At 66.7% G+C, this 18,770-nt stretch carries 16 protein-coding genes; 14 read left to right on the forward strand and 2 right to left on the reverse strand.

The genetic code is table 11. From position 1 onward, the window contains the following. The first annotated feature begins 160 nt into the window (after positions 1–160). The 13 genes from J7396_RS06245 (at position 161) to J7396_RS06305 (ending at position 15,889) form a co-directional block, all read left to right on the forward strand. Positions 161–628: a hypothetical protein gene (locus J7396_RS06245; RefSeq protein WP_029818163.1), complete on the forward strand. Its 468-nt coding sequence runs from the start codon at positions 161–163 to the stop codon at positions 626–628. 80 nt (positions 629–708) lie between these two features. Continuing rightward, complete coding sequence (locus J7396_RS06250; protein ID WP_057681995.1) at positions 709–1,095, forward strand: hypothetical protein; 387 nt, start codon at positions 709–711, stop codon at positions 1,093–1,095. A 118-nt stretch (positions 1,096–1,213) separates the two neighbouring features. After that, entirely contained in the window at positions 1,214–1,468 is a 255-nt protein-coding gene (locus J7396_RS06255) for a DUF2164 domain-containing protein (protein WP_029818161.1), read from the forward strand. A gap of 65 nt (positions 1,469–1,533) precedes the next feature. Further along, complete coding sequence (locus J7396_RS06260; RefSeq protein WP_209261160.1) at positions 1,534–1,923, forward strand: hypothetical protein; 390 nt, start codon at positions 1,534–1,536, stop codon at positions 1,921–1,923. Positions 1,924–2,294: 371 nt separating this feature from the next. After that, positions 2,295–3,923, forward strand: coding sequence for a TldD/PmbA family protein (locus tag J7396_RS06265; protein ID WP_209261161.1), 1,629 nt, complete (start codon positions 2,295–2,297; stop codon positions 3,921–3,923). A 718-nt stretch (positions 3,924–4,641) separates the two neighbouring features. Continuing rightward, the gene (locus J7396_RS06270; RefSeq protein ID WP_042841183.1) at positions 4,642–6,276 is read left to right on the forward strand and encodes a TldD/PmbA family protein; all 1,635 of its coding nucleotides are present in this window, start codon (positions 4,642–4,644) and stop codon (positions 6,274–6,276) included. 14 nt (positions 6,277–6,290) lie between these two features. Next, positions 6,291–7,625: a TldD/PmbA family protein gene (locus J7396_RS06275; RefSeq protein ID WP_209261162.1), complete on the forward strand. Its 1,335-nt coding sequence runs from the start codon at positions 6,291–6,293 to the stop codon at positions 7,623–7,625. After that, positions 7,622–8,440, forward strand: coding sequence for a DUF4159 domain-containing protein (locus J7396_RS06280; RefSeq protein WP_014088927.1), 819 nt, complete (start codon positions 7,622–7,624; stop codon positions 8,438–8,440). Before J7396_RS06275 ends, J7396_RS06280 begins: the two co-directional genes overlap by 4 nt. Positions 8,441–8,552: 112 nt before the next feature. After that, positions 8,553–9,545, forward strand: coding sequence for a MoxR family ATPase (locus tag J7396_RS06285; protein WP_209261163.1), 993 nt, complete (start codon positions 8,553–8,555; stop codon positions 9,543–9,545). 13 nt (positions 9,546–9,558) lie between these two features. After that, the gene (locus tag J7396_RS06290; RefSeq protein ID WP_209261164.1) at positions 9,559–10,455 is read left to right on the forward strand and encodes a DUF58 domain-containing protein; all 897 of its coding nucleotides are present in this window, start codon (positions 9,559–9,561) and stop codon (positions 10,453–10,455) included. Between the two features lie 43 nt (positions 10,456–10,498). Next, positions 10,499–11,698: a BatA domain-containing protein gene (locus J7396_RS06295; protein ID WP_209261165.1), complete on the forward strand. Its 1,200-nt coding sequence runs from the start codon at positions 10,499–10,501 to the stop codon at positions 11,696–11,698. Further along, positions 11,695–13,953 carry a hypothetical protein gene (locus J7396_RS06300; protein ID WP_209261166.1) on the forward strand — a complete coding sequence of 753 codons (2,259 nt, stop codon included), beginning with the start codon at positions 11,695–11,697 and terminating at the stop codon, positions 13,951–13,953. The genes J7396_RS06295 and J7396_RS06300 overlap by 4 nt, the downstream gene beginning before the upstream one ends. A gap of 157 nt (positions 13,954–14,110) precedes the next feature. Then, positions 14,111–15,889, forward strand: a complete 1,779-nt coding sequence (locus tag J7396_RS06305; RefSeq protein WP_209261167.1) for a carboxypeptidase regulatory-like domain-containing protein — start codon at positions 14,111–14,113, stop codon at positions 15,887–15,889. 259 nt (positions 15,890–16,148) lie between these two features. Here J7396_RS06305 and J7396_RS06310 read toward each other — a convergent pair whose 3' ends face one another. Further along, positions 16,149–16,805, reverse strand: a complete 657-nt coding sequence (locus J7396_RS06310; protein ID WP_122272045.1) for a DUF938 domain-containing protein — start codon at positions 16,803–16,805, stop codon at positions 16,149–16,151. A 195-nt stretch (positions 16,806–17,000) separates the two neighbouring features. Beyond that, on the reverse strand, positions 17,001–17,795 hold the full coding sequence (locus J7396_RS06315; RefSeq protein WP_031420517.1) for an EcsC family protein: 795 nt from the start codon (positions 17,793–17,795) through the stop codon (positions 17,001–17,003). A 170-nt stretch (positions 17,796–17,965) separates the two neighbouring features. On the opposite strand from J7396_RS06315, the gene J7396_RS06320 reads away from it, so the two are divergent. After that, positions 17,966–18,439, forward strand: a complete 474-nt coding sequence (locus tag J7396_RS06320; protein WP_008577858.1) for an SRPBCC domain-containing protein — start codon at positions 17,966–17,968, stop codon at positions 18,437–18,439. The last annotated feature ends 331 nt before the right edge of the window (positions 18,440–18,770 follow it).

Consider the following 18,770-nt stretch of genomic DNA (forward strand, 5'->3'; position numbering starts at 1 on the left):
ACGTGTGGCAGCAGTGAGTATCGCCCTCGGGCCGGAGCCGGAGTGGGACGGTCTACGCGAAGTCGATTCCAATCGCACTGCCTTGCACCAGTCGGCCGACTGACCGCAAGGATCACGTCTGGATCAGGGAGTTCTCATGAAGACCGCACGCGTTGCACTGGTGGCTGCCGTCCTGTTGCAGGCCACCCCCGCCTTCTCCGCATCAACCACGCCATCGCCACTGGTCGGAACCTGGCTGCTGGACACCAGCAGCCTGCCGATGCCGGAAGCTGTACGCCCCAAACGTGTCGTCCTGCAGTTCAAGCAGGTTCCGGGTAACAAATGGGCAACCACTGCCGAAATCGTCGAACACGACGACACGAAGTTGCAGGCGCAATCCACGCTACTGCTGGACGGCACACCGGGTCAGGCGTCGGGCACCTACCTGGTGGACCGTGCCGCGGTCAAAATGCCCGAGCCCGGCGTGTTGGTGATGCAGTTGATGTATCAAGGCGTCCCGGCCTCCACCCGCACCTATACGGTCAGTGCCGACGGCAAGGTCATGACCGAAATCGAAGCGTATTTCAAGGACGGCAACCCGATGATGCGCACGGCCTATTTCAAGCGCGCGGCAAGCCAGTCCAAGTAAGCACAATCGAGCCGACGCCGCATCGCGGCGCGGCTCGATTTACTTGAGGAGCAACGGCAATTTGAAGGCAGGGAGCCTGTATGCGACATCTTTTGCCGATCGATATTCCAGCCACATTACGGCGCAGCACGTCGGTCGAGCAATTTCTCGGAAAAAGCCCAGTCGATGCAGCATACGTTCGCCATGTCGAGCTACGGCCGGCAAACGATTGCATCGAGGTATGGATGTATGACGTCGAGGACATTGGCAGCGAAGACTATTCGGATCTGCATGACTTCGCATATTTCGAGCCAGACGGGCCTTGTGCCCCTGCCGCCATCTTTGCGGACGCTGCCGCTGCCGTGACGTATGCCAGCACATTCCTGGCGGCGGACCCTACTCGCTGGACTAACCTCGGGATTGCCGAGTCCGAATACCTTGACTACATTCGGGCAGGGCGGCCTTCCCGCTGGCCGGTTGCCATCTGACCCTTCATCTCGATGCCGACCAGCAAGTGATTGGGTTCAACCGCCGGCAATCGCCCCAAGTTGCCGGTGTGGCAACGCAAATCGCCCCGATACCGTGGTTGAGCCAACCAGAGCATCCATGACCGAGATCAAATTCAGCGAAGGCGAGCGGGCGGCAATCACGCGCAAGATCCAGCTGTATTTCACCGAGGAACTGAAGCAGCAGATAGGACGCTTCGATGCGGAGTTTCTGCTGGATTTCTTCGCCGAAGAGGTGGGAGCTTATTTCTACAATCGGGGTATCTGCGATGCGCAGGCCATCGTTGCCAAGAAGCTGGACGACTTGGGCGAATCGATATTCCAGCTGGAACGACCCACCGATTTCATAAGGTAGGACCCTCTCCGGTTCACGCGCATGCGCTAGCGTTTCCTCTTGAACGACAGATAGGGAAGACTGCAATGACTTTAGCGAGTGCCCGCTTCCTGCTCGTGATCGCCGGCGTGGTGCTGCCGTATGCGGCACGCCTGCCATTCGGACTGGGGTGGTTGCGCCAGTACACGGATGTCGGCCTCGGTGGTTGGCTGTTGTTGGGTGGATTCAATGCGATCGCCTGGGGTGCGCTGCTGTGCATCAGCTTTTTGTACCGGCGTCCGATTGCATTGTTGGTGCCGTGCCTGCTTGGCTTTGGTGTGCTCGCCTGGGCGCATGCAACCCTCGATTTACGCGCCGATGCACAGTCGGCATTGGCGCTGATCTTCATTCCGATTTACGCGTTGCTAACGATCACATTGGGCGGCGTACTCGGCTATGTACTGGACCGAAAGCTCCGCCGTAGCGGGACGCCCTGAGACTGCGCTGAAGTGCCGGCTTCAACATCCCGTCCGACACTGTCCGGTAGTGCGCCTGCGCCCAGATGCAGTGCAGTGCAGTGCAGTGATTCGAGGGTGTCGTCGAATTTCCCTGCGTACGATAGACAGCGCACGCCCCGCTGGAGCGCTGGTACATCCGCAGCCGAGTCAAGGTTGCGTCGTCGCGGCCCACCGCCATGCGCACGATTCACGCTTGCTCGCGTTCGCTTATGCGGGCCACGTTCGGTTTGCATTGCAGGGAACTGTTTGGATCGAACACCGCTAGCACTTGACCAAATCGGTGTACGCGGTAACGCTCGGATGCCGGTGTGCGCCTCTCGCGCTGCACGCATCGATTGGAGAGACCGCACGTGGACCGTCGTACCTTCCTCACCCTGTCCGGCATCGGCGCCGCCGGGCTGCTACTCCCCAACACGCGGCTAATCGCCGCCGAGCAGCTGCTTGCGCCAGGGGATGCAGCACGCAACCGGCGCCTTTCAGATGCCGCGCTCACCACCGCCAAGGCGGCCGGTGCCAGCTATTGCGACGTACGCGTGGGGCGCTATCTGCGTCAATTCGTGATCACCCGCGAGGCGCAGGTGGAAAACGTGGTCAATGCCGAATCCATCGGGGTGGGCGTGCGCGTGCTGGCCGATGGCGCCTGGGGGTTTGCGGCCACCAATACGTTGACCAGCGATGGCGTGGCCACCGCCACGCGGCAGGCGGTGGCCATTGCCAAGGCGAATGCGCGCTTGGGTGGCACGCCGGTGCAGCTGGCGCCGGTGACGCCGGCCGGACAGGTCAGCTGGAAGACGCCGATCAGAAAGAACGCCATGGAAGTGCCGCTGCAGGACAAGGTGGCACTGCTGATGGACGTCAATGCAGCTGCGCTCAATGCCGGGGCCACCTTCGTGGCCTCGCGCATGTTTGCGATCAATGAGCAAAAGTATTTCGCCAGCAGCGATGGCTCCTACATCGATCAGGACGTGCACCGGTTGTGGCTGCCCTTCACCGTCACTGCAGTGGACAAGGCCAGCGGCAAGTTCCGCACCCGCGATGGGCTGTCCTCGCCCATGGGCATGGGCTACGAATACCTGGATGGCGATGCCGGCCAGAAGCACAAGCTGCCAGGCGGGCTGATCGGTTACGGGCACAGCTACGATGCGCGCGAAGATGCGATCGCCGCGGCCAAGCAGGCGCGCGCCAAACTCACCGCGCCGTCGGTGAAGGCAGGCAAGTACGATCTGGTGATCGACCCGAGCAATCTGTTCCTCACCATCCATGAGTCGGTCGGGCACCCGCTGGAGCTCGATCGCGTGCTGGGTTACGAGGCCAACTACGCCGGCACCAGTTTCGCCACCCTGGACAAGCGCGATGCAGGTTACCGCTGGGGCAGCGATGCGGTGACCTTCGTCGCCGACAAGACCCAGCCGGGCAGCCTGGGTGCGGTGGGGTACGACGATGAGGGCGTCAAGACCAAACAATGGGAGCTGGTGAAGGACGGCATCCTGGTCGACTACCAATGCACGCGCGATCAGGCGCACCTGCTCGGCAAGACTGCGTCCGATGGCTGTAGCTACGCCGATTCGTGGTCGAACGTGCAATTCCAGCGCATGCCCAATGTGTCGTTGGCGCCAGGCAGGACGCCGTTGGCGGTTGCCGACATGATCAGGAACGTGGAGCACGGCTTGTACATCCATGGGCGCGGTTCGTATTCGATCGACCAGCAGCGCTACAACGCGCAGTTCGGCGGGCAGCTGTTCTACGAGATCGAAAACGGCCAGGTCACCCGCTTGGTGGAAGACGGCGCCTACCAGATCCGCACGCCGGAATTCTGGAATGCCTGTAGCGCCGTGTGCGACCAGCGCGACTTCCGCCTGGGTGGCTCGTTCTTCGATGGCAAGGGCCAGCCGAGCCAGGTCTCGGCGGTGTCGCATGGCGCGTCCACCGCGCGCTTTGATGGCATCAACGTGATCAATACCGCGCGTTCGTTGGGTTGAGGGTTGGTGGATCGACTGCGTGGTGATTGAGTTGTCTGCGTTGGCTCAGCACATTTAGGCACTGAGATTGTGTTTGTTGCGGTCGCTTAACTATCTTCAAGCTTGGTCAGTCGAGCGCGCGGTGCCCTCACCGTTTGCGGGACACGCCGTGAACCCGTCCATGGGGGCTCGATGGCGGCATCCATGCCGCCAACGGTCCCGCAATCGGCGAGGACACCGCACCAGAAAGTCCGCTGGTTGCTTGTTGAAGAACAGAGAGCACCGCGCGAGACCATTGCTGTTTGCTTGCTGAAAACTTTGCACACCGACCAACTTGACTGGTCCTTGCCTGCTCACCGTCGCGGGACCCTTGGCGGCATGGATGCCGCCACGGAGCTTACAGGGACGTACTTGCAGCGTGTCCTGCGATGGTGGGCGGGCAAGGACCCTGCAGTGAGCGCGCAGAGCATGCGCTCTGCACCTGATTTAAGGAATGGATCTGCGCATCCAACGTGCAACGATAGTCATCGCACACCGCCAGCCGCGCTCGCCATCCACTCGATGCACGCCGGTTGTGCCACGCCATCGGCCTGCGCACAACGTTTGCACACGCACCCCTGCCGAAAGTCATTTGACGCAGCATTCATCGCCCGGCAAGAATCGGCCGATACCGCGCGCAGAGCCATGTGCGTGTCACCACACCACCTGCGCGCCGCGCGGGACTATTGGGGAGTTGCCCGTGCAGCGACGTGATTTCCTGGCCCTCACCGGGCTGACCATGGGCGGGCTGATCGTGCCTGCCTACTTCGGCAAGGCCATTGCCGCCGAGCAGTTGCTCACGCCCTTCGATGTGGGCCGCAAGAAGCGTCTGGCCGATGCCGGCTTGAACGCGGCGCGCCAGGCCGGAGCGAGCTATTGCGATGTGCGCATCGGCCGCTACCTGCGCCAGTTCGTGATCACCCGCGAAGACAAGGTGCAGAACGTGGTCAACACCGAGTCCATCGGCGCCGGCATCCGCGTCATCGTGGGCGGCGCGTGGGGCTTTGCCGCCACCAACGAGCTCACCGAGCAGGGCGTGGCCAAGGCCGCCGCGCAGGCGGCGGCAATCGCCAAGGCCAATGCCAAGGTGCAGGGCACGCCGGTGCAACTGGCGCCGACGCCGGGCGTGGGCGAGGTGAGCTGGAAGACGCCGATCAAGAAAAACGCCATGGAAGTGCCGATCAAGGACAAGGTGGACCTGCTGCTCGGCGTCAATGCCGCCGCCACTGCGGCCGGGGCCAATTTCGTCAACTCGATGCTGTTCGTGGTCAACGAGCAGAAGTATTTCGCCAGCACCGACGGCTCCTACATCGACCAGGACGTGCACCGCATCTGGGCGCCGATGAGCGTGACGGCCATCGACAAGGCCAGCGGCAAGTTCCGCACCCGCGATGGGTTGTCCGCGCCGATGGGGCTGGGCTATGAATATCTCGATGGCGCCGCCTCCGGCAAGTTCGTCTCGCCCAACGGCGTGGTCAATTACGGCCTGTCCTACGACATGAAGGAAGATGCGATTGCGGCAGCCAAGCAGGCGCAGGAAAAGCTCAAGGCGCCGTCGGTCAAGCCGGGCAAGTACGACCTGGTGCTGGATCCCTCGCACACCTGGCTCACCATCCACGAGTCGATCGGTCACCCGCTGGAGCTGGACCGCGTGCTCGGCTACGAAGCCAACTACGCCGGCACCAGCTTCGCCACGCTGGACAAGCTCAAGGCCGGTTTCCAGTACGGCAGCGACAAGGTGCATATCCTCGCCGACAAGACGCAGGCAGGTAGCCTCGGCGCGGTGGGCTACGACGATGAAGGCGTCAAGACCAAGCAGTGGGACCTGATCCGCGACGGCAAGCTGGTGGACTACCAGGCCATCCGCGATCAGGCGCATATCCTGGGCAAGACCGCCTCCGATGGCTGCTGCTATGCAGACTCGTGGTCGAGCGTGCAGTTCCAGCGCATGGCCAATGTGTCGCTGGCCGCCGGCAAGACGCCGCTGAGCGTGAGCGATCTGATCAAGAACGTGGAAAACGGCATCTACATCATCGGCGACGGCTCGTTCTCCATCGACCAGCAGCGTTACAACGCGCAGTTCGGTGGCCAGCTGTTCTACGAAATCAAGAACGGCGCCATCACCCGCATGCTCGAGGACGTGGCCTACCAGATCCGCACCCCGGAGTTCTGGAATGCCTGCAGCGCCGTGGCCGATCAACGCGACTACCGCCTGGGCGGCTCGTTCTTCGACGGCAAGGGCCAGCCGAGCCAGGTCTCGGCGGTCTCGCACGGTTCGTCCACCGCCCGCTTCGATGGCATCAACGTCATCAGCACCGCCCGCTCGCTCGGCTGACAGGAGAAACCCACATGAGCATCCTTACCGAAGCGCAGGCCAAGGCCATCCTGGACAAGGTCATCAAGCTGTCCAAGGCCGACGAGTGCACCGCCACGCTCACCGGCTCGATCGACGGCAATATCCGTTTTGCGCTCAACAACGTGTCCACCAGCGGCATCGTCGACAACACCGACCTGCAGGTGCAGGTGGCGTTCGGCAAGCGCGTGGGCGTTGCCACCATCAACGCGTTCGACGACGCCTCGCTGGAGCGCGTGGTGCACCGTGCCGAAGACCTCGCACGGCTGGCGCCGGAAAACCCGGAATTCATGCCGGCGGTCGACAAGCAGACCTACAGGCCCAGCCCGACCTTCAGCGAATCCACGGCAGCGGTTGATCCGGCGTTCCGCGCGCAGGTGGCGGCCGACTCGATCGCCCCATGCAAGGGCAAGGGGCTGATCGCCGCAGGCTTCCTCGAAGACGGCCAGAGCTTTACCGCATTCGCCAACAGCAAGGGCAACTTCGGCTATCAGCGCGGTGCGCGCTTCGACTACACCTGCACCGTGCGCACCGAAGATGGTCGCGGCTCGGGCTGGGTGGGCCGCAATCTGAAGGATGCTGCCGACTTCAAGGCCGAGCAGGACATCCGCATCGCGATGCGCAAGGCCAGCGATTCGGCCGAAGCCAAGGCGCTGGAGCCGGGCAAATACACGGTGATCCTGGAGCCGGCGGCGGCCGCAGGCCTGATCTCGTTCATGATGAATTTCTTCGATGCGCGCATGGCCGATGAGGGGCGCAGCTTCCTGTCCAAGAAAGGTGGCGGCAACAAGCTCGGCGAACAGGTCTACGACCCGCGCGTGAACATCACCGCCGACCCGTGGGACCCGCGTGCGGCAGTGATGCCGTGGGACGAGGAAGGCCTGCCGCGCGAGAAGATGTCCATCGTGGAAAACGGCAAGATCGCCAACCTGCAGTATTCCCGCTTCTGGGCGCAGAAAAACGGCAAGCGTGCGGTCGGCGAGCCGGGCAACCTGCTGATGGCCGGCGGCGACAAGAACATCGCCGAGCTGGTGCGTGGTACCGAGAAGGGCATCCTGGTCACGCGCACCTGGTACATCCGCATGGTCGACCCGCAGACCGTGCTGCTGACCGGGCTCACCCGCGACGGCACGTTCTACATCGAGAACGGCCAGATCAAATACCCGGTGAAGAATTTCCGCTTCAACGAATCGCCGGTGATCATGCTCAACAACATCGACGAGCTGGGCAAGCCGGTGCGCGTGGCTGGCGATGAATCCAACTTCGTGATGATGATTCCGCCGATGCGGCTGCGGGACTTTACGTTTACTTCGTTGTCGGATGCGGTGTGAGTAGGAGCCGGGAATCGGGAGTCGGGATTCGAGAATGGGAGAGCACAGCAGGCTCTCTGCATCGTGATACTTTTCCTGCACCTCCCGTTTCCGGTCTACGTCACTTGGCGGCGCCTGCGACGCGCCGCCACTTTCTCGGCCTGTTGCTCGGTAGCGTCGCTGCGTTGGCGCTGCCGCAGCGCGTGCGGGCGGCCGGCAATTACGATTTCTGGTTCACCCGGTTGCGCTACGACTCCGGCGATTGGGATGTGGACGCGCGCATGCCGTCCAATCTGATTACCTCGTTGATCGACTACACCCAGCTGCGGGTGGACCCGCAGGAACATGTGCTGGATCTGGCCGACCCGCGCATGTTGCAGGCGCCGTTCTGCTATCTGTCCGGTCACAAGCTGGTGGAGTTCAACCCGGCCGAGCGGCGCAACTTCGAGCGCTATGTGCGCAACGGCGGCTTCGTGTTCGTGGACGATTGCAACCACGATATCGACGGTTTGTTCGCCACCTCCTTCGAAGCGCAGATGACCTCGATCTTCGGCAAGACGGCGTTGCAGAAGCTGCCCAAGAACCATCGGCTCTACAGCGCCTTCTTCAACTTCCCCGACGGCCCGCCGGCCACCGGTTTCGAACTCAATGGCTGGGGCGACGACCTGGTGCACGACTATCTCAAAGGCATCAGCATCGATGGCCGGCTCGGGGTGCTCTACAGCAACAAGGATTACGGTTGCGAATGGGATTACGACTGGCGCAACAAGCGTTTTCTGGCCGAAGACAACACCAAGTTCGGCGTCAACATCGTGATGTATGCATTGACCAATTGATCGCCGCAGGGTGCTCGCCATGTCGAACCAGGCTTGCGCAATCAAGAATTACCGCTGAGGCCTCGCGCGCAAGCGCGCCGCGCATCAGCAACCATCCAACGAGAATTCGCGCATGACCTCCCCCAACGACGACATCCTCACCGCGCAGCTCTCCCAGCTGGGCACGTTGCGCGCCGCCCTGGCCCGGGCCGTGGTGGGCCAGGACGCGGTGGTGGAGCAATTGCTGATCGGCCTGCTCGCCGGCGGCCATTGCCTGCTGGAAGGCGCGCCGGGCCTGGGCAAGACGCTGCTGGTGCGCTCGCTGGGGCAGGCGCTGGAACTGCAGTTTCGCCGCGTGCAATTCACCCCCGACCTGATGCCTAGCGACATCCTGGGGACCGAGTTGCTGGAAGAAGACCACGGCACCGGGCATCGGCATTTTCGCTTTCAGCAAGGGCCGATCTTTACCAATCTGCTGCTGGCCGACGAACTCAATCGCACCCCGCCCAAGACCCAGGCCGCATTACTGGAAGCGATGAGCGAACGCACGGTGAGTTATGCCGGCACCACCTATGCGCTGCCGGCGCCGTTCTTCGTGCTGGCCACGCAAAACCCGATCGAACAGGCCGGCACCTACCCGTTGCCCGAGGCGCAGCTGGATCGCTTCCTGCTGCATGTGCGGGTGGATTATCCCAGCGAGCAGGAAGAGCGCGAGATCCTTAGCCAGACCACCGGCAGCGCAATCGCGCAGGTACCCAAGGTGATGGACGCGGCCAGCGTGCAGGCGCTGCAACAGCATGTGCGGCAGGTGCATGTGGGCGCAGAGTTGCTGACCTGGATCAACCGTCTGGTGCGTGCCAGCCGTCCTGGCCCGCAGGCCAGCGACGAGGTGCGCCAGTGGATCAAGTGGGGCGCCGGCCCGCGCGCCGGGCAGTCGTTGGTGCTGGCGTCCAAGGCGCGCGCACTGCTGCATGGACGCTTTGCAGCCACCCGCGAAGACGTGGTGGCGCTTGCGGCGCCGGTGATGCGCCACCGCCTGTTGCTCTCGTTCGCGGCCGAGGCCGAACAACGCACAGCCGACGACGTGGTCGCCGCATTGCTGCGCGCCGTGCCATTCCCTACCTGAGGCGTCGCGCGGCGTGAGTGCGGACGTGCCGGCATTGATTCCCAGCGACGTACGCAGCCGCCTGCGTGGCCTGCAGCTGCGTGCGCGTCATGCACAGGGTGCGCACGGCATCGGCCAACATGCCAGCCGTAGCCGCGGCGCCGGGCTGGAATTCGCGCAATACCGCGCCTATGAACCGGGCGATGCGCTGCGCCAGATCGACTGGAAGCTCTACGCGCGCTCGGACCGCTTCTTCGTGCGCGAAGCCGAGCGCGAAAGCCCGCTGACGCTGTGGTTGTTGCTCGATGCCACTGCCTCCGCCGGCCAGGCCGATCACGCGCGCCCCGGCGGCACGCGCCTGCAGGCGATGGCGACGCTGGCCGCCTGCGCTGCAGAAATCGCGCTGCAGCAGGGCGATCAGGTCGGCCTGTTCGCGGTACACGGCGGCGGGCTGGTGGCAGTGCCGGCCGGCGCCGGGCCGCGGCAACGCGACCGGCTATGGCTGGCCCTGCATGGCTTGCGCGCCGGTGGGCGTTGGCCGGGCATGGCCGCCGTGCGCCCGTTGTGGGAACGCATCGCCACGCATGTGCTGGTGCTGTCGATCGGCGATGGCTTCGACGAAGACCTCAACGCTGCACTGGAAAAACTCGCCGCCGCACGCCGCCAGGTCATGCAGCTGCAGGTGCTGACCTGCGACGAACGCGATTTCAGTTTCAGCGGCGGGCACCGGTTTCGCGACCCGGAAACCGGCGAAGAATTGCTGGGCGATGGCGCGGCCATGCGCGCCGATTATCTGCACCGCTTCGGCGCGGCACAGCGCGCGCAGCAGGCGCGCTGGCAGGCCGCCGGCATCGCGCACGCAGTGCAGTATCTGGACGCAGCACCCGAGGCGGCACTACGCCAGTTGTTCGGGCAAGGCGCGCGGCGATGAGCTGGCAGGTCGGCTGCGCGCATGTCGCCAGGCGGGTACCGCGATGAACCTGCTGTTGCTTTTCCCTGCGGGACTGGCCGCGTTGGCCGCGTTGCTGCTGCCGCTGCTGATCCATCTGGCCCGGCGCAGCGAACACCGGCCGACCGACTTCGCAGCGTTGCGCTGGTTGCGTGCGCTGCCGCGCCCACGCCACCGCGTGCGTCTGGACGAATGGCCGCTGCTGCTGGCGCGCTTGTTGCTGCTGGTTGCGGTGGCGCTGCTGCTGGCCGAACCGGCCGTGCGCGATCATGACGATGCACGCCCACGCATTGCGCTCAGCCCGGGAGTCGATGTGGCCGCCGCACGCCAGCTGCGCCACGTCGCGGACGCGCGGTGGGTATGGCTGGCGCCGGGCTTCCCGCCGGTCGATGCAGATGCGGATGCCGATACCCACAAGACACTCGCTAGGCCTGCAGGCGCGACGCAGCCGGTCTCCAGCCTGTTGCGCGAGCTCGATGCCAGCCTGCCGGCGGATGCGGCGCTCAGCGTGATCGTGCCGGCCCAGTGGGGCCCGCTGGATGCGCAACGGCTGCAGTTGTCGCATCAGGTGCGCTGGCAGGTCGTGCCCGGTCAGTCGCCGCTTGCGGCGCCCGTTGCTGCCGCGCCGCTACGACTGCAGGCGATTGCCGACGACAGCACCACGCCGGCCCTGCGCTATCTGCGCGCCGTACATGCCGCCTGGGCGCTGCCGGGCAGCTTGCCGATAAGCACGCCGGCCAACGCACAGCCTTCGCGCTGGGGTCCCGGCACCGTGGTGGCGTGGCTGTCACGCAGTGCCCCGCCGGCGCCGGTGATGGCCTGGGTCGCAGCCGGTGGGCAGCTGCTGGTGGATGCGCAGACACCTCTCCCGCCCAACCTCGCCGCGCTGCTGCAGCCCGTGCAACAGACCGCCTCTGGCGCGCCATGGCTCGATGCCGCAGCGTTCGGCCGCGGACGCATGCTGCGCTGGGCCGCACCATTGCAACCGCAGCAACTGCCGGCGCTGCTGGATGCCGACTTCCCCACCCGCCTGCACGACGCCCTGCAACCAGCACCCACACCGCAGCGCGCACTGGCGCAGACCCAGCACCCGCAGCGCGGTGCCGCCGCCCGCCTGACGACCACGCCGCGACCGCTGGCGCCGTGGCTGATCGGCCTGGTGCTGCTGCTGTTCGCGCTCGAACGCTGGCTGGCCACCGCGCCGCGCCGGGCCACTCCCGCATGAGCACGCCGGCACTGCAGCGCGCGTGGCAGGCGGCACGGCGGCGACAGGCCGCAGGCGTGCTGGTGTTCGGGCTGCCGTGGGCAGCGCTGCCGGCGGCGCTGGCGTGGCGCGCCGGTGCGCAGGTCGCCATCGTGGTGCTGCTGCTTCTGGGCCTGCTGGCACTGGGCGGCGCGGCGCTGCTGGCCGCGCGGCGTCTCGACCAGGCCTGGCTGATCCGCCGGCTGGACCGCGATGCAGATCTGGAGGACAGCAGCGATTTGCTGTTCGCACCGATCGCTCAACTCGGTCCGCTGCAGGCCCTGCAACGGCAACGGCTGGAGCAGCGTCTGCGCAGCACCCCGCGCGATCTGCGCCCGGCCTGGCCGTGGCGCCGCGCCTGGCCCTGGAGCGTGCTGGGTGTGCTCGCCTGCGGTGCGCTGCTGCTGTGGCCGCAACCGGCCACCCAACGCACCCCGCCAACCGACCGCGTTGCCGCCGCGCGTGACAGCAGTGGCGCCCCCACGCTGCGGCAGGCGCAGCTACGCAGCAGCCCGCCGGCCTACACCGGTCTGCCGGCCGCGCGCCTGCCCGGCCTGGATGCGAAGGTGCCGGCCGGCACCCGGCTGGACTGGCAACTGCAGGTCAGCCCGGCGCCGCGCAGCGTGGCCCTGCGGCTTACCGACGGCCGCACCGTCGCGCTGGCGCGAGAAGGCAGCAGCGAGACGTGGCAAGGCCATTGGGTCGCCGAGCGCGCCACCCTGTACCGCATCCTCATCGACGGCGCGCCGGCCGACCGCCAGCTGCATCGGCTGGACGTGCTGCCCGACCGCCCACCGCAGGTGCGTGTGCTTGCCCCCGAACAGAGCCTGGTGCTGTGGTCCCCGGCCAACCGCAGCTGGACGCTACGTTTCGAAGCCAGCGACGACTACGCCGTGGCCGCCAGCGCCGAGCTGCGCCTCACCCTGGCCCAGGGCAGCGGCGAAAACATCACCTTCAGCACCCAGCGCCGCACGCTCACCGGCAGCGGCCCGGCCCGGCAACGCGGCTTCGCCACCACTGTGCAGCCACAGGCACTGGGCATGGCCGCGGGCGACGACCTGATTGCCCAGCTCATCGTCCACGACACCCGCCAGCCCGGCCCGCAGGAAGGCCGCAGCGCCAGTGTGATCCTGCGCTGGCCGCCGCCCGAACAGACCATGGCCTCCGGCCTGGAAGCCAGCGTCAAGCAGACCTTGCCGGCCTACTTCCGCAGCCAGCGCCAGATCATCATCGACGCGCAGGCACTGCTGAAGGAGAAACCGCGCCTGGACGCGGCCAGCTTCCTCAAGCGCTCCGATGCCATCGGCGTGGACCAGCGCCTGTTGCGGCTGCGCTATGGCCAATTCCTCGGCGAAGAGAGCGAAGGCGCGCCGCAAGGTCCGCCGACTGCCGACGCGCCACCCACCAGCGACGCCCCGGCCGATGATTTACCCACCGCCGATGCGCCAAGCGCGCCGGCCGCTGCTTCGGACACGCACGCCGCGCATGACCACGACGATCACGATCACGATCACGACGCCCACGCCAGCGAGCCCGGCGCCGCCGCACTGGACGACCACGACCATGGCGGCAGCAACGGCCGGCCCGAGCGCAGCAGCTTCGGCCAAGCAGAGAACGTGCTGGCCGAATTCGGCCATACCCACGACCACGCCGAAGCCGCCACCCTGCTCGACCCGCAAACCCGCGCCCTGCTGCGCGCGGCGCTGGACCAGATGTGGCAATCCGAAGGCGAGCTGCGCCAGGGCCACCCCGAGCGCGCGCTGCCGTACGCCAATAAGGCGCTGGGCTTCATCAAACAGGTGCAGCAAGCCGAACGCATCTACCTGGCGCGCGTGGGCACGCAGTTGCCGCCGATCGACCCCAGCCGGCGGCTGAGCGGCGATCGCACCGGCCTGGGCGACCGTGCCGCCGGGTTGGACACCCGCCCGGCCCCGGACCCGTCCGCGCTGCAGCTGTGGGACGCGTTGGGCGAGGCAGCCCCAGTGCCCGACGCCACCCTGGCCCGCTACGCGCAGTGGCTGCAGACCCAGCACGACCGCCTGCACGACCCGCTGGGCCTGGCCGCCGCCGTGGAAACCCTGCGCGCCGAACCCGATTGCGCCCGCTGCCGCACCCAGCTGCGCGCCCAGGTCTGGCGCACCCTGCTCGCCCCGCCGGCAGCACCGCATCGCCGCGCCGCGCCCGACCCGCACGGCCAGCGCTACCTGGATGCGCTGCGGCAGGAGATGCAGCCGTGAGTCCCGCCCTGATCCGCCTGCTCCCGGTGCACCGCTCGATCGGACCGAGGTGGTCTGTAGACCTGGCAGCAGGCTGTCCGCCGTCGTGGGCGCGGACCGCATCGACAAGGCTGTACGGCGGGCGCTTTCAGGATGCATCGCGCCCGGAGCACCAACCATGACACCCTCCTTGCCCTGGTTGGTCGGTGCGGCATTGCTGCTGATCGCCGTCATCGGCTGCGTGCGCCTGGTGCGGGCGCACCACCGGCAGCCCTATGCGCGCACCCGGCTCTGGCTGCTGTTCGCCGCCCAACCGTTGCTCGCGGTACTGCTCTATCCGGTGCTGCTGCCCCCGCCGCGCGCCGGTACCGGTGGGGAACTGCATGTCGCCACCGCCAGCACCGCCGCCGGGCAGATCTCCACCGGCGACCTCGCGCGCTGGGTCGCCCTGCCCGAGGCGCCCGCATTACCCGGCGTGATGCGCGTGCCGGACCTGGCCACCGCACTGCGGCGCGCACCCGGCACCACGGCGCTGGTGGTGCATGGCAGCGGCCTGCCCGCGCGCGACCGTGAGGGCCTGAACATTCCGCTGCGGCTGAAGCTCAGCCCCGCCCCACGCGGCGTGGTCGCGGTCTCGCCCCCACCGCCAGTCGCCCCGGGCGACACCATTGCGGTGTCTGCGCAGGTGCAGGGCCTTCCCGACGCGCGCGTGGAACTGCTCGATCCGGCCGGGCAGGTGGTGGACAGCGCCGTGGCCGACCGCGCCGGCCGCGTGCGCCTGCGCGGCCTGGCACGCGCGCCGGGCCAGGTGCTGTTCGCCGTGCGTGCACGCGATGCCGCCGGTGCAGCACGCAGCCGCGTGGAGGTACCGGTGCTGATCGCTGCCATGGCGCCGATGCGCGTGCTGCTCCTGGCCGGCGCGCCGCAGCCGGAGCTGAAATACCTGCGCCGCTGGGCCAGCGATGCCGGGCTGGACGTGCGTAGCCAGATCGCGGTCGGCGCCGGCGTGCAACTCGGCGAGGGTGCCGCGCTGGATGCGGCCAGCCTGGACCGGCTGGACCTGCTGATCGTCGACCCGCGCCGCCTGGCCGCACTGGGCACTGCGCAGCGCCAGACCTTACGCGCCGCGATCCAGCGCGGCCTGGGTGTATTGGTGCGCACCGACGGGCCACTGGACGCCGGCACACGCACCGCCCTGGCCGAGCTCGGCCTCGACGTCAGCGGCGGCGGCACCAGCCGCCCGGTGCCCGCACCGCAGCGACTCTCGCCGCCGGTCGCACCTGCCGACCCTGCCGGCAGCCCCGGCGACGCCCCGACGCTGGCGCTGCAACGTCGCGACCTGCAACCGCAAGCCACCGACGCCCTGGTCGCCGCCCGCGCCGACGATGGCAGCGCCCTGGGCTGGTGGCGGGCCCAGGGCCGTGGGCGCATCGGCATCGGCCTGGTGGAAGACAGCTTCGCGCTGGTGCTGGCCGGCCGCAGCGATCTGCACGCCGCGCTCTGGGCGCAGTTGTCCGGCGCCGTCGCCCGCCCAGGCGGCGCGCTGCCCACCCCGGTGCAGGAAGGCTGGTCGCAACACCGCATGCCGCTGTGCGACCTGCACGCCGACGCCTTGGTGACCGACCCTGACCGGGCTCGCCACCCATTACTGCCGGAACGCAACGGCAATGGGCCGCGTTGCGCCGGCTACTGGCCGGCAACCCCCGGCTGGCATCGCCTGGAGAGCGGCAACACCCAACGCTGGCTCCATGTCCGCGCGCCCAATGAAGCGCCGGCCCTGTACGCACAGCAAAGCCGCCTCGCCACCATCGCCCTGACGACCGGCGCTGCCTCCGCACCCGTTGCACACCCTGCTAGCCAACTCGGCGCGCGCTGGCCGTGGCTGCTGGTCTGGCTCGGCGCGGCCGCCGCGTTGTGGTGGTTTGAGCGAAAGCGACCTTCGCAACGGGTGCCGTAACAAGCGCTTGAACGACCTAGGAAAGGCGGCGTTGCAGATCGACGTTGCCAAGGGCGGAATGGCCCGCTGCACAGAGTCGCGCGTGGTCTTGAATCCCGCGGTGCGATTCGCAGCAGACGGCTCACCGGTGCGTCATTTGCGCCTCGCGACGCAGCACGCGTTGGATTCCACACGCAAATGCGCAGGCTTGTCGCTACACGGTGAGACTTCGCGCCGAACCAACAACATGCCCATCAAGTCCGCCCAGCGGTGCCGGCGATTAACTCGCCGCCGTCAGGCGCCGCCACACCCGGCAATGATTGTTCGCCGGCAAGGCCACGTCATCGATCAACTGCAACCCCACCGATGCCGCCAACGCATCCACCGCTTCGGCATCGCGAATACCCGAGGCAGGGTCGCGCTCGCGCAGCATGGTGTCGAAGGCGCGATTGCTGTCGCTGGTGAATTGCCCATCGCGGTTGAACGGCCCGTAGATCGCCAGCACCACATCGGGCGCCATCACCGCGGGCAATCCGGCGAACAAGGCCTGCACCTGCAGCCAGCCCATGATGTGCAAGGTATTGGCGCTGTAGATCGCATCGAAGCCGCGCTGGCCGCCACGCAGCACCGGCAGGCTGGGCGGCGGTGCGAGCCCGGGCGTGGGCGTGGGCACGGCCTGCAGTGCAATCGGTGGCGGCGTGTTCGGCAGCGCCGCCTCGTCCAGCCATTGCCGCATGCCGGCAAGATGATCGAGGTGATCGCTGGCCTGCCACTGCAACCATGGCATCGCCGCAGCGAAATGCACTGCGTGTTGCCCGGTGCCCGCACCGATTTCCAGCACCTGCTGCCGGTCGGCGAAATGCGTGCGCAGTACCTCGAGAATGGGGTCGCGGTTGCGCGCGGACGCTGGCGAAAACGGTTTGGGCATCATCGGCATCTGTCGTGGTTGCGGCGATTATCGCGCCCAAGCATCGCTTGGCGGCAACCGTTCGGTGAACCGGATGCCGCGGCCCTTCGCCCGCAGCGCGTTTCGTTGCGTTGCGTTGCGTTGGGCCAGCGTCACCCGTGGCTGCGACACCTACTGCACGATGACCTTGCAGTCATCTGCGACCTTCGCATGCAGCGGCACGCATCACCGCGGCGGCGGCAATGCCTCGTACGCGCGCCGCACCGCATCTTCGCCGAAGCGACGCTCCAGCCGACGCACGATGAAATGTCCGCGCGCCATCGCCTGGAAGTGGCGCATGAACACGGTATTGAGCGTGGCGCCACTGACTGCGCCGACCAGCGGCACTGCCTGCACGGCGAGCTTTTCGCCTACGTTGACCGAAAACTTCGCCGCGATGCGCGAGACCAGCGAGACCAACGCCGGTGCGCCCTTGCTGGCAAAACCGTGCGCGGCCACGTAGCTGGCCGCCGCACTCAATTGCTGCGCCATCGCCGCACGTACTGCGAAGTAGCCGGATTCGGCGCCGTCGTCGCTGGCGCTGCGCCCGCCATGCGCCAGCACTTCCAGGCACGCCAGCGCGGTGTCCGGGTCGTGCAGCGATTCACCTTCGGCACGGGCGATATCGGCGATGGAGCGCAGCATCACCGTGGTGGTCACCGGCAGCTCCACCATCAAGCCCGGCAGGCCGAAAAACCCGCCTGCACCGCCGGAAACCGCCACCGCCAGCGTATGCCGCGTCGTGGATGCCGGTTGCTGCGCATCGGCCTTGCCGCGCAGGCTCAGCAACGCCGATTTCATCGCCACCTGCAGTGCGCGACGGGTCACGCCATCGATGCTGCGGGTCACCACCTTGGGAAGCCGTTTGGTGATCAGGCTCTCGATCGGCGCGCCCAGCGCATTGGCCAGTTGCGCTGCCACGCCGGGGTTTTCCAGCAATGCGTGGGCCCTGGCCAGATCGCGCTGCGCGGCAGCGTCCATCACCGGTATCGGAAGCGTCGTCATGCCTGCTCATCATGGTTGGGACCTGACCGATGGTACCCAGCGCGATGTGAGTGCCGCACAAGCGAACCGGACCCTGTTGGGCCTGCAGCGCAATTGGCTGTTAAAATGCGGCAATCATCGGCGTCCAAGCAGCGAATGCGCACCAGATGAATTGCGAGATCCGCCACAGCATCGTCATTGCCGCCGCGCCGGAAGTGGTCTGCGCTGCGTTGTCCGAGCCCAGGCAGCTTGCGCGTTGGTGGACCCGTGAAGTGAGCCTGGCCGACGATCTGGTGCGCCTGGACTGGAGCCGGCAGGGCTGGCGTGTGGAACTGAGCATCGACGAAGGCGCCGATCACCAACTGGTGTGCTGGCGCTGCCACGACTCCAACATGCTCGACACCGACGCCTGGAAAGGCACGGTGATGCGCTTTGAGCTGCGCTCCATCAGCCAGGGCACGCAGGTGGATTTCGTGCAGTCCGGGTATCGCGATTCGCCGTGCAAGGAGGCCTGCGCGCGTGGCTGGCGTTTCTTTCTCGGCAGCAGCCTCAAACGCTATGTGGAAACCGGCGAAGGCGCGCCATCGGCCGATATGCGCATGCCCGTGTTGCCAGAGCACAACCCGTACACCGCACGCTAAAGGCAGCAGCGGCGAACTGCAGCATCGTGCAACGCGCTGCGTCGATCACGGGCAAAAGCATGTGGACCTGAAACTTGGCGAAGCGACGTTTCCACCCATCCTGTGCGTGACGAACAAGCACAGCCAACACCGCTGCTACGCAAACCGCCAAGCGGTTGCTGGCGACGGTGTGCTAGCCCGCCGACCGTCACCTTCGAAGGTTCCGGCCGTCGCCTGCCTTCACATTGGCGGCGATGCGCAGCGTCATCGCCCGCATCGCCTCTGGCGTGATCTCACCGGTTGCTGCAACAGCACCGCATGCGCCTGAAGCCACAAATGCATGCCGTGCGAA

This window comes from Xanthomonas sp. A1809 (assembly GCF_017746015.1).
In the GTDB taxonomy this organism is placed as follows: Bacteria; Pseudomonadota; Gammaproteobacteria; order Xanthomonadales; family Xanthomonadaceae; genus Xanthomonas; species Xanthomonas euvesicatoria.

Excerpts from the sequence above, each read along its gene's own strand:
- J7396_RS06295 (WP_209261165.1), top strand. The coding sequence starts at position 10,499 with ATGAACCTGCTGTTGCTTTTCCCTGCGGGACTGGCCGCGTTGGCCGCG.
- J7396_RS06275 (WP_209261162.1), top strand. The coding sequence starts at position 6,291 with ATGAGCATCCTTACCGAAGCGCAGGCCAAGGCCATCCTGGACAAGGTC.
- J7396_RS06300 (WP_209261166.1), top strand. The coding sequence starts at position 11,695 with ATGAGCACGCCGGCACTGCAGCGCGCGTGGCAGGCGGCACGGCGGCGA.
- J7396_RS06255 (WP_029818161.1), top strand. The coding sequence starts at position 1,214 with ATGACCGAGATCAAATTCAGCGAAGGCGAGCGGGCGGCAATCACGCGC.
- J7396_RS06320 (WP_008577858.1), top strand. The coding sequence starts at position 17,966 with ATGAATTGCGAGATCCGCCACAGCATCGTCATTGCCGCCGCGCCGGAA.
- J7396_RS06315 (WP_031420517.1), bottom strand. The coding sequence starts at position 17,795 with ATGGACGCTGCCGCGCAGCGCGATCTGGCCAGGGCCCACGCATTGCTG.
- J7396_RS06285 (WP_209261163.1), top strand. The coding sequence starts at position 8,553 with ATGACCTCCCCCAACGACGACATCCTCACCGCGCAGCTCTCCCAGCTG.
- J7396_RS06260 (WP_209261160.1), top strand. The coding sequence starts at position 1,534 with ATGACTTTAGCGAGTGCCCGCTTCCTGCTCGTGATCGCCGGCGTGGTG.
- J7396_RS06250 (WP_057681995.1), top strand. The coding sequence starts at position 709 with ATGCGACATCTTTTGCCGATCGATATTCCAGCCACATTACGGCGCAGC.
- J7396_RS06310 (WP_122272045.1), bottom strand. The coding sequence starts at position 16,805 with ATGCCGATGATGCCCAAACCGTTTTCGCCAGCGTCCGCGCGCAACCGC.
- J7396_RS06305 (WP_209261167.1), top strand. The coding sequence starts at position 14,111 with ATGACACCCTCCTTGCCCTGGTTGGTCGGTGCGGCATTGCTGCTGATC.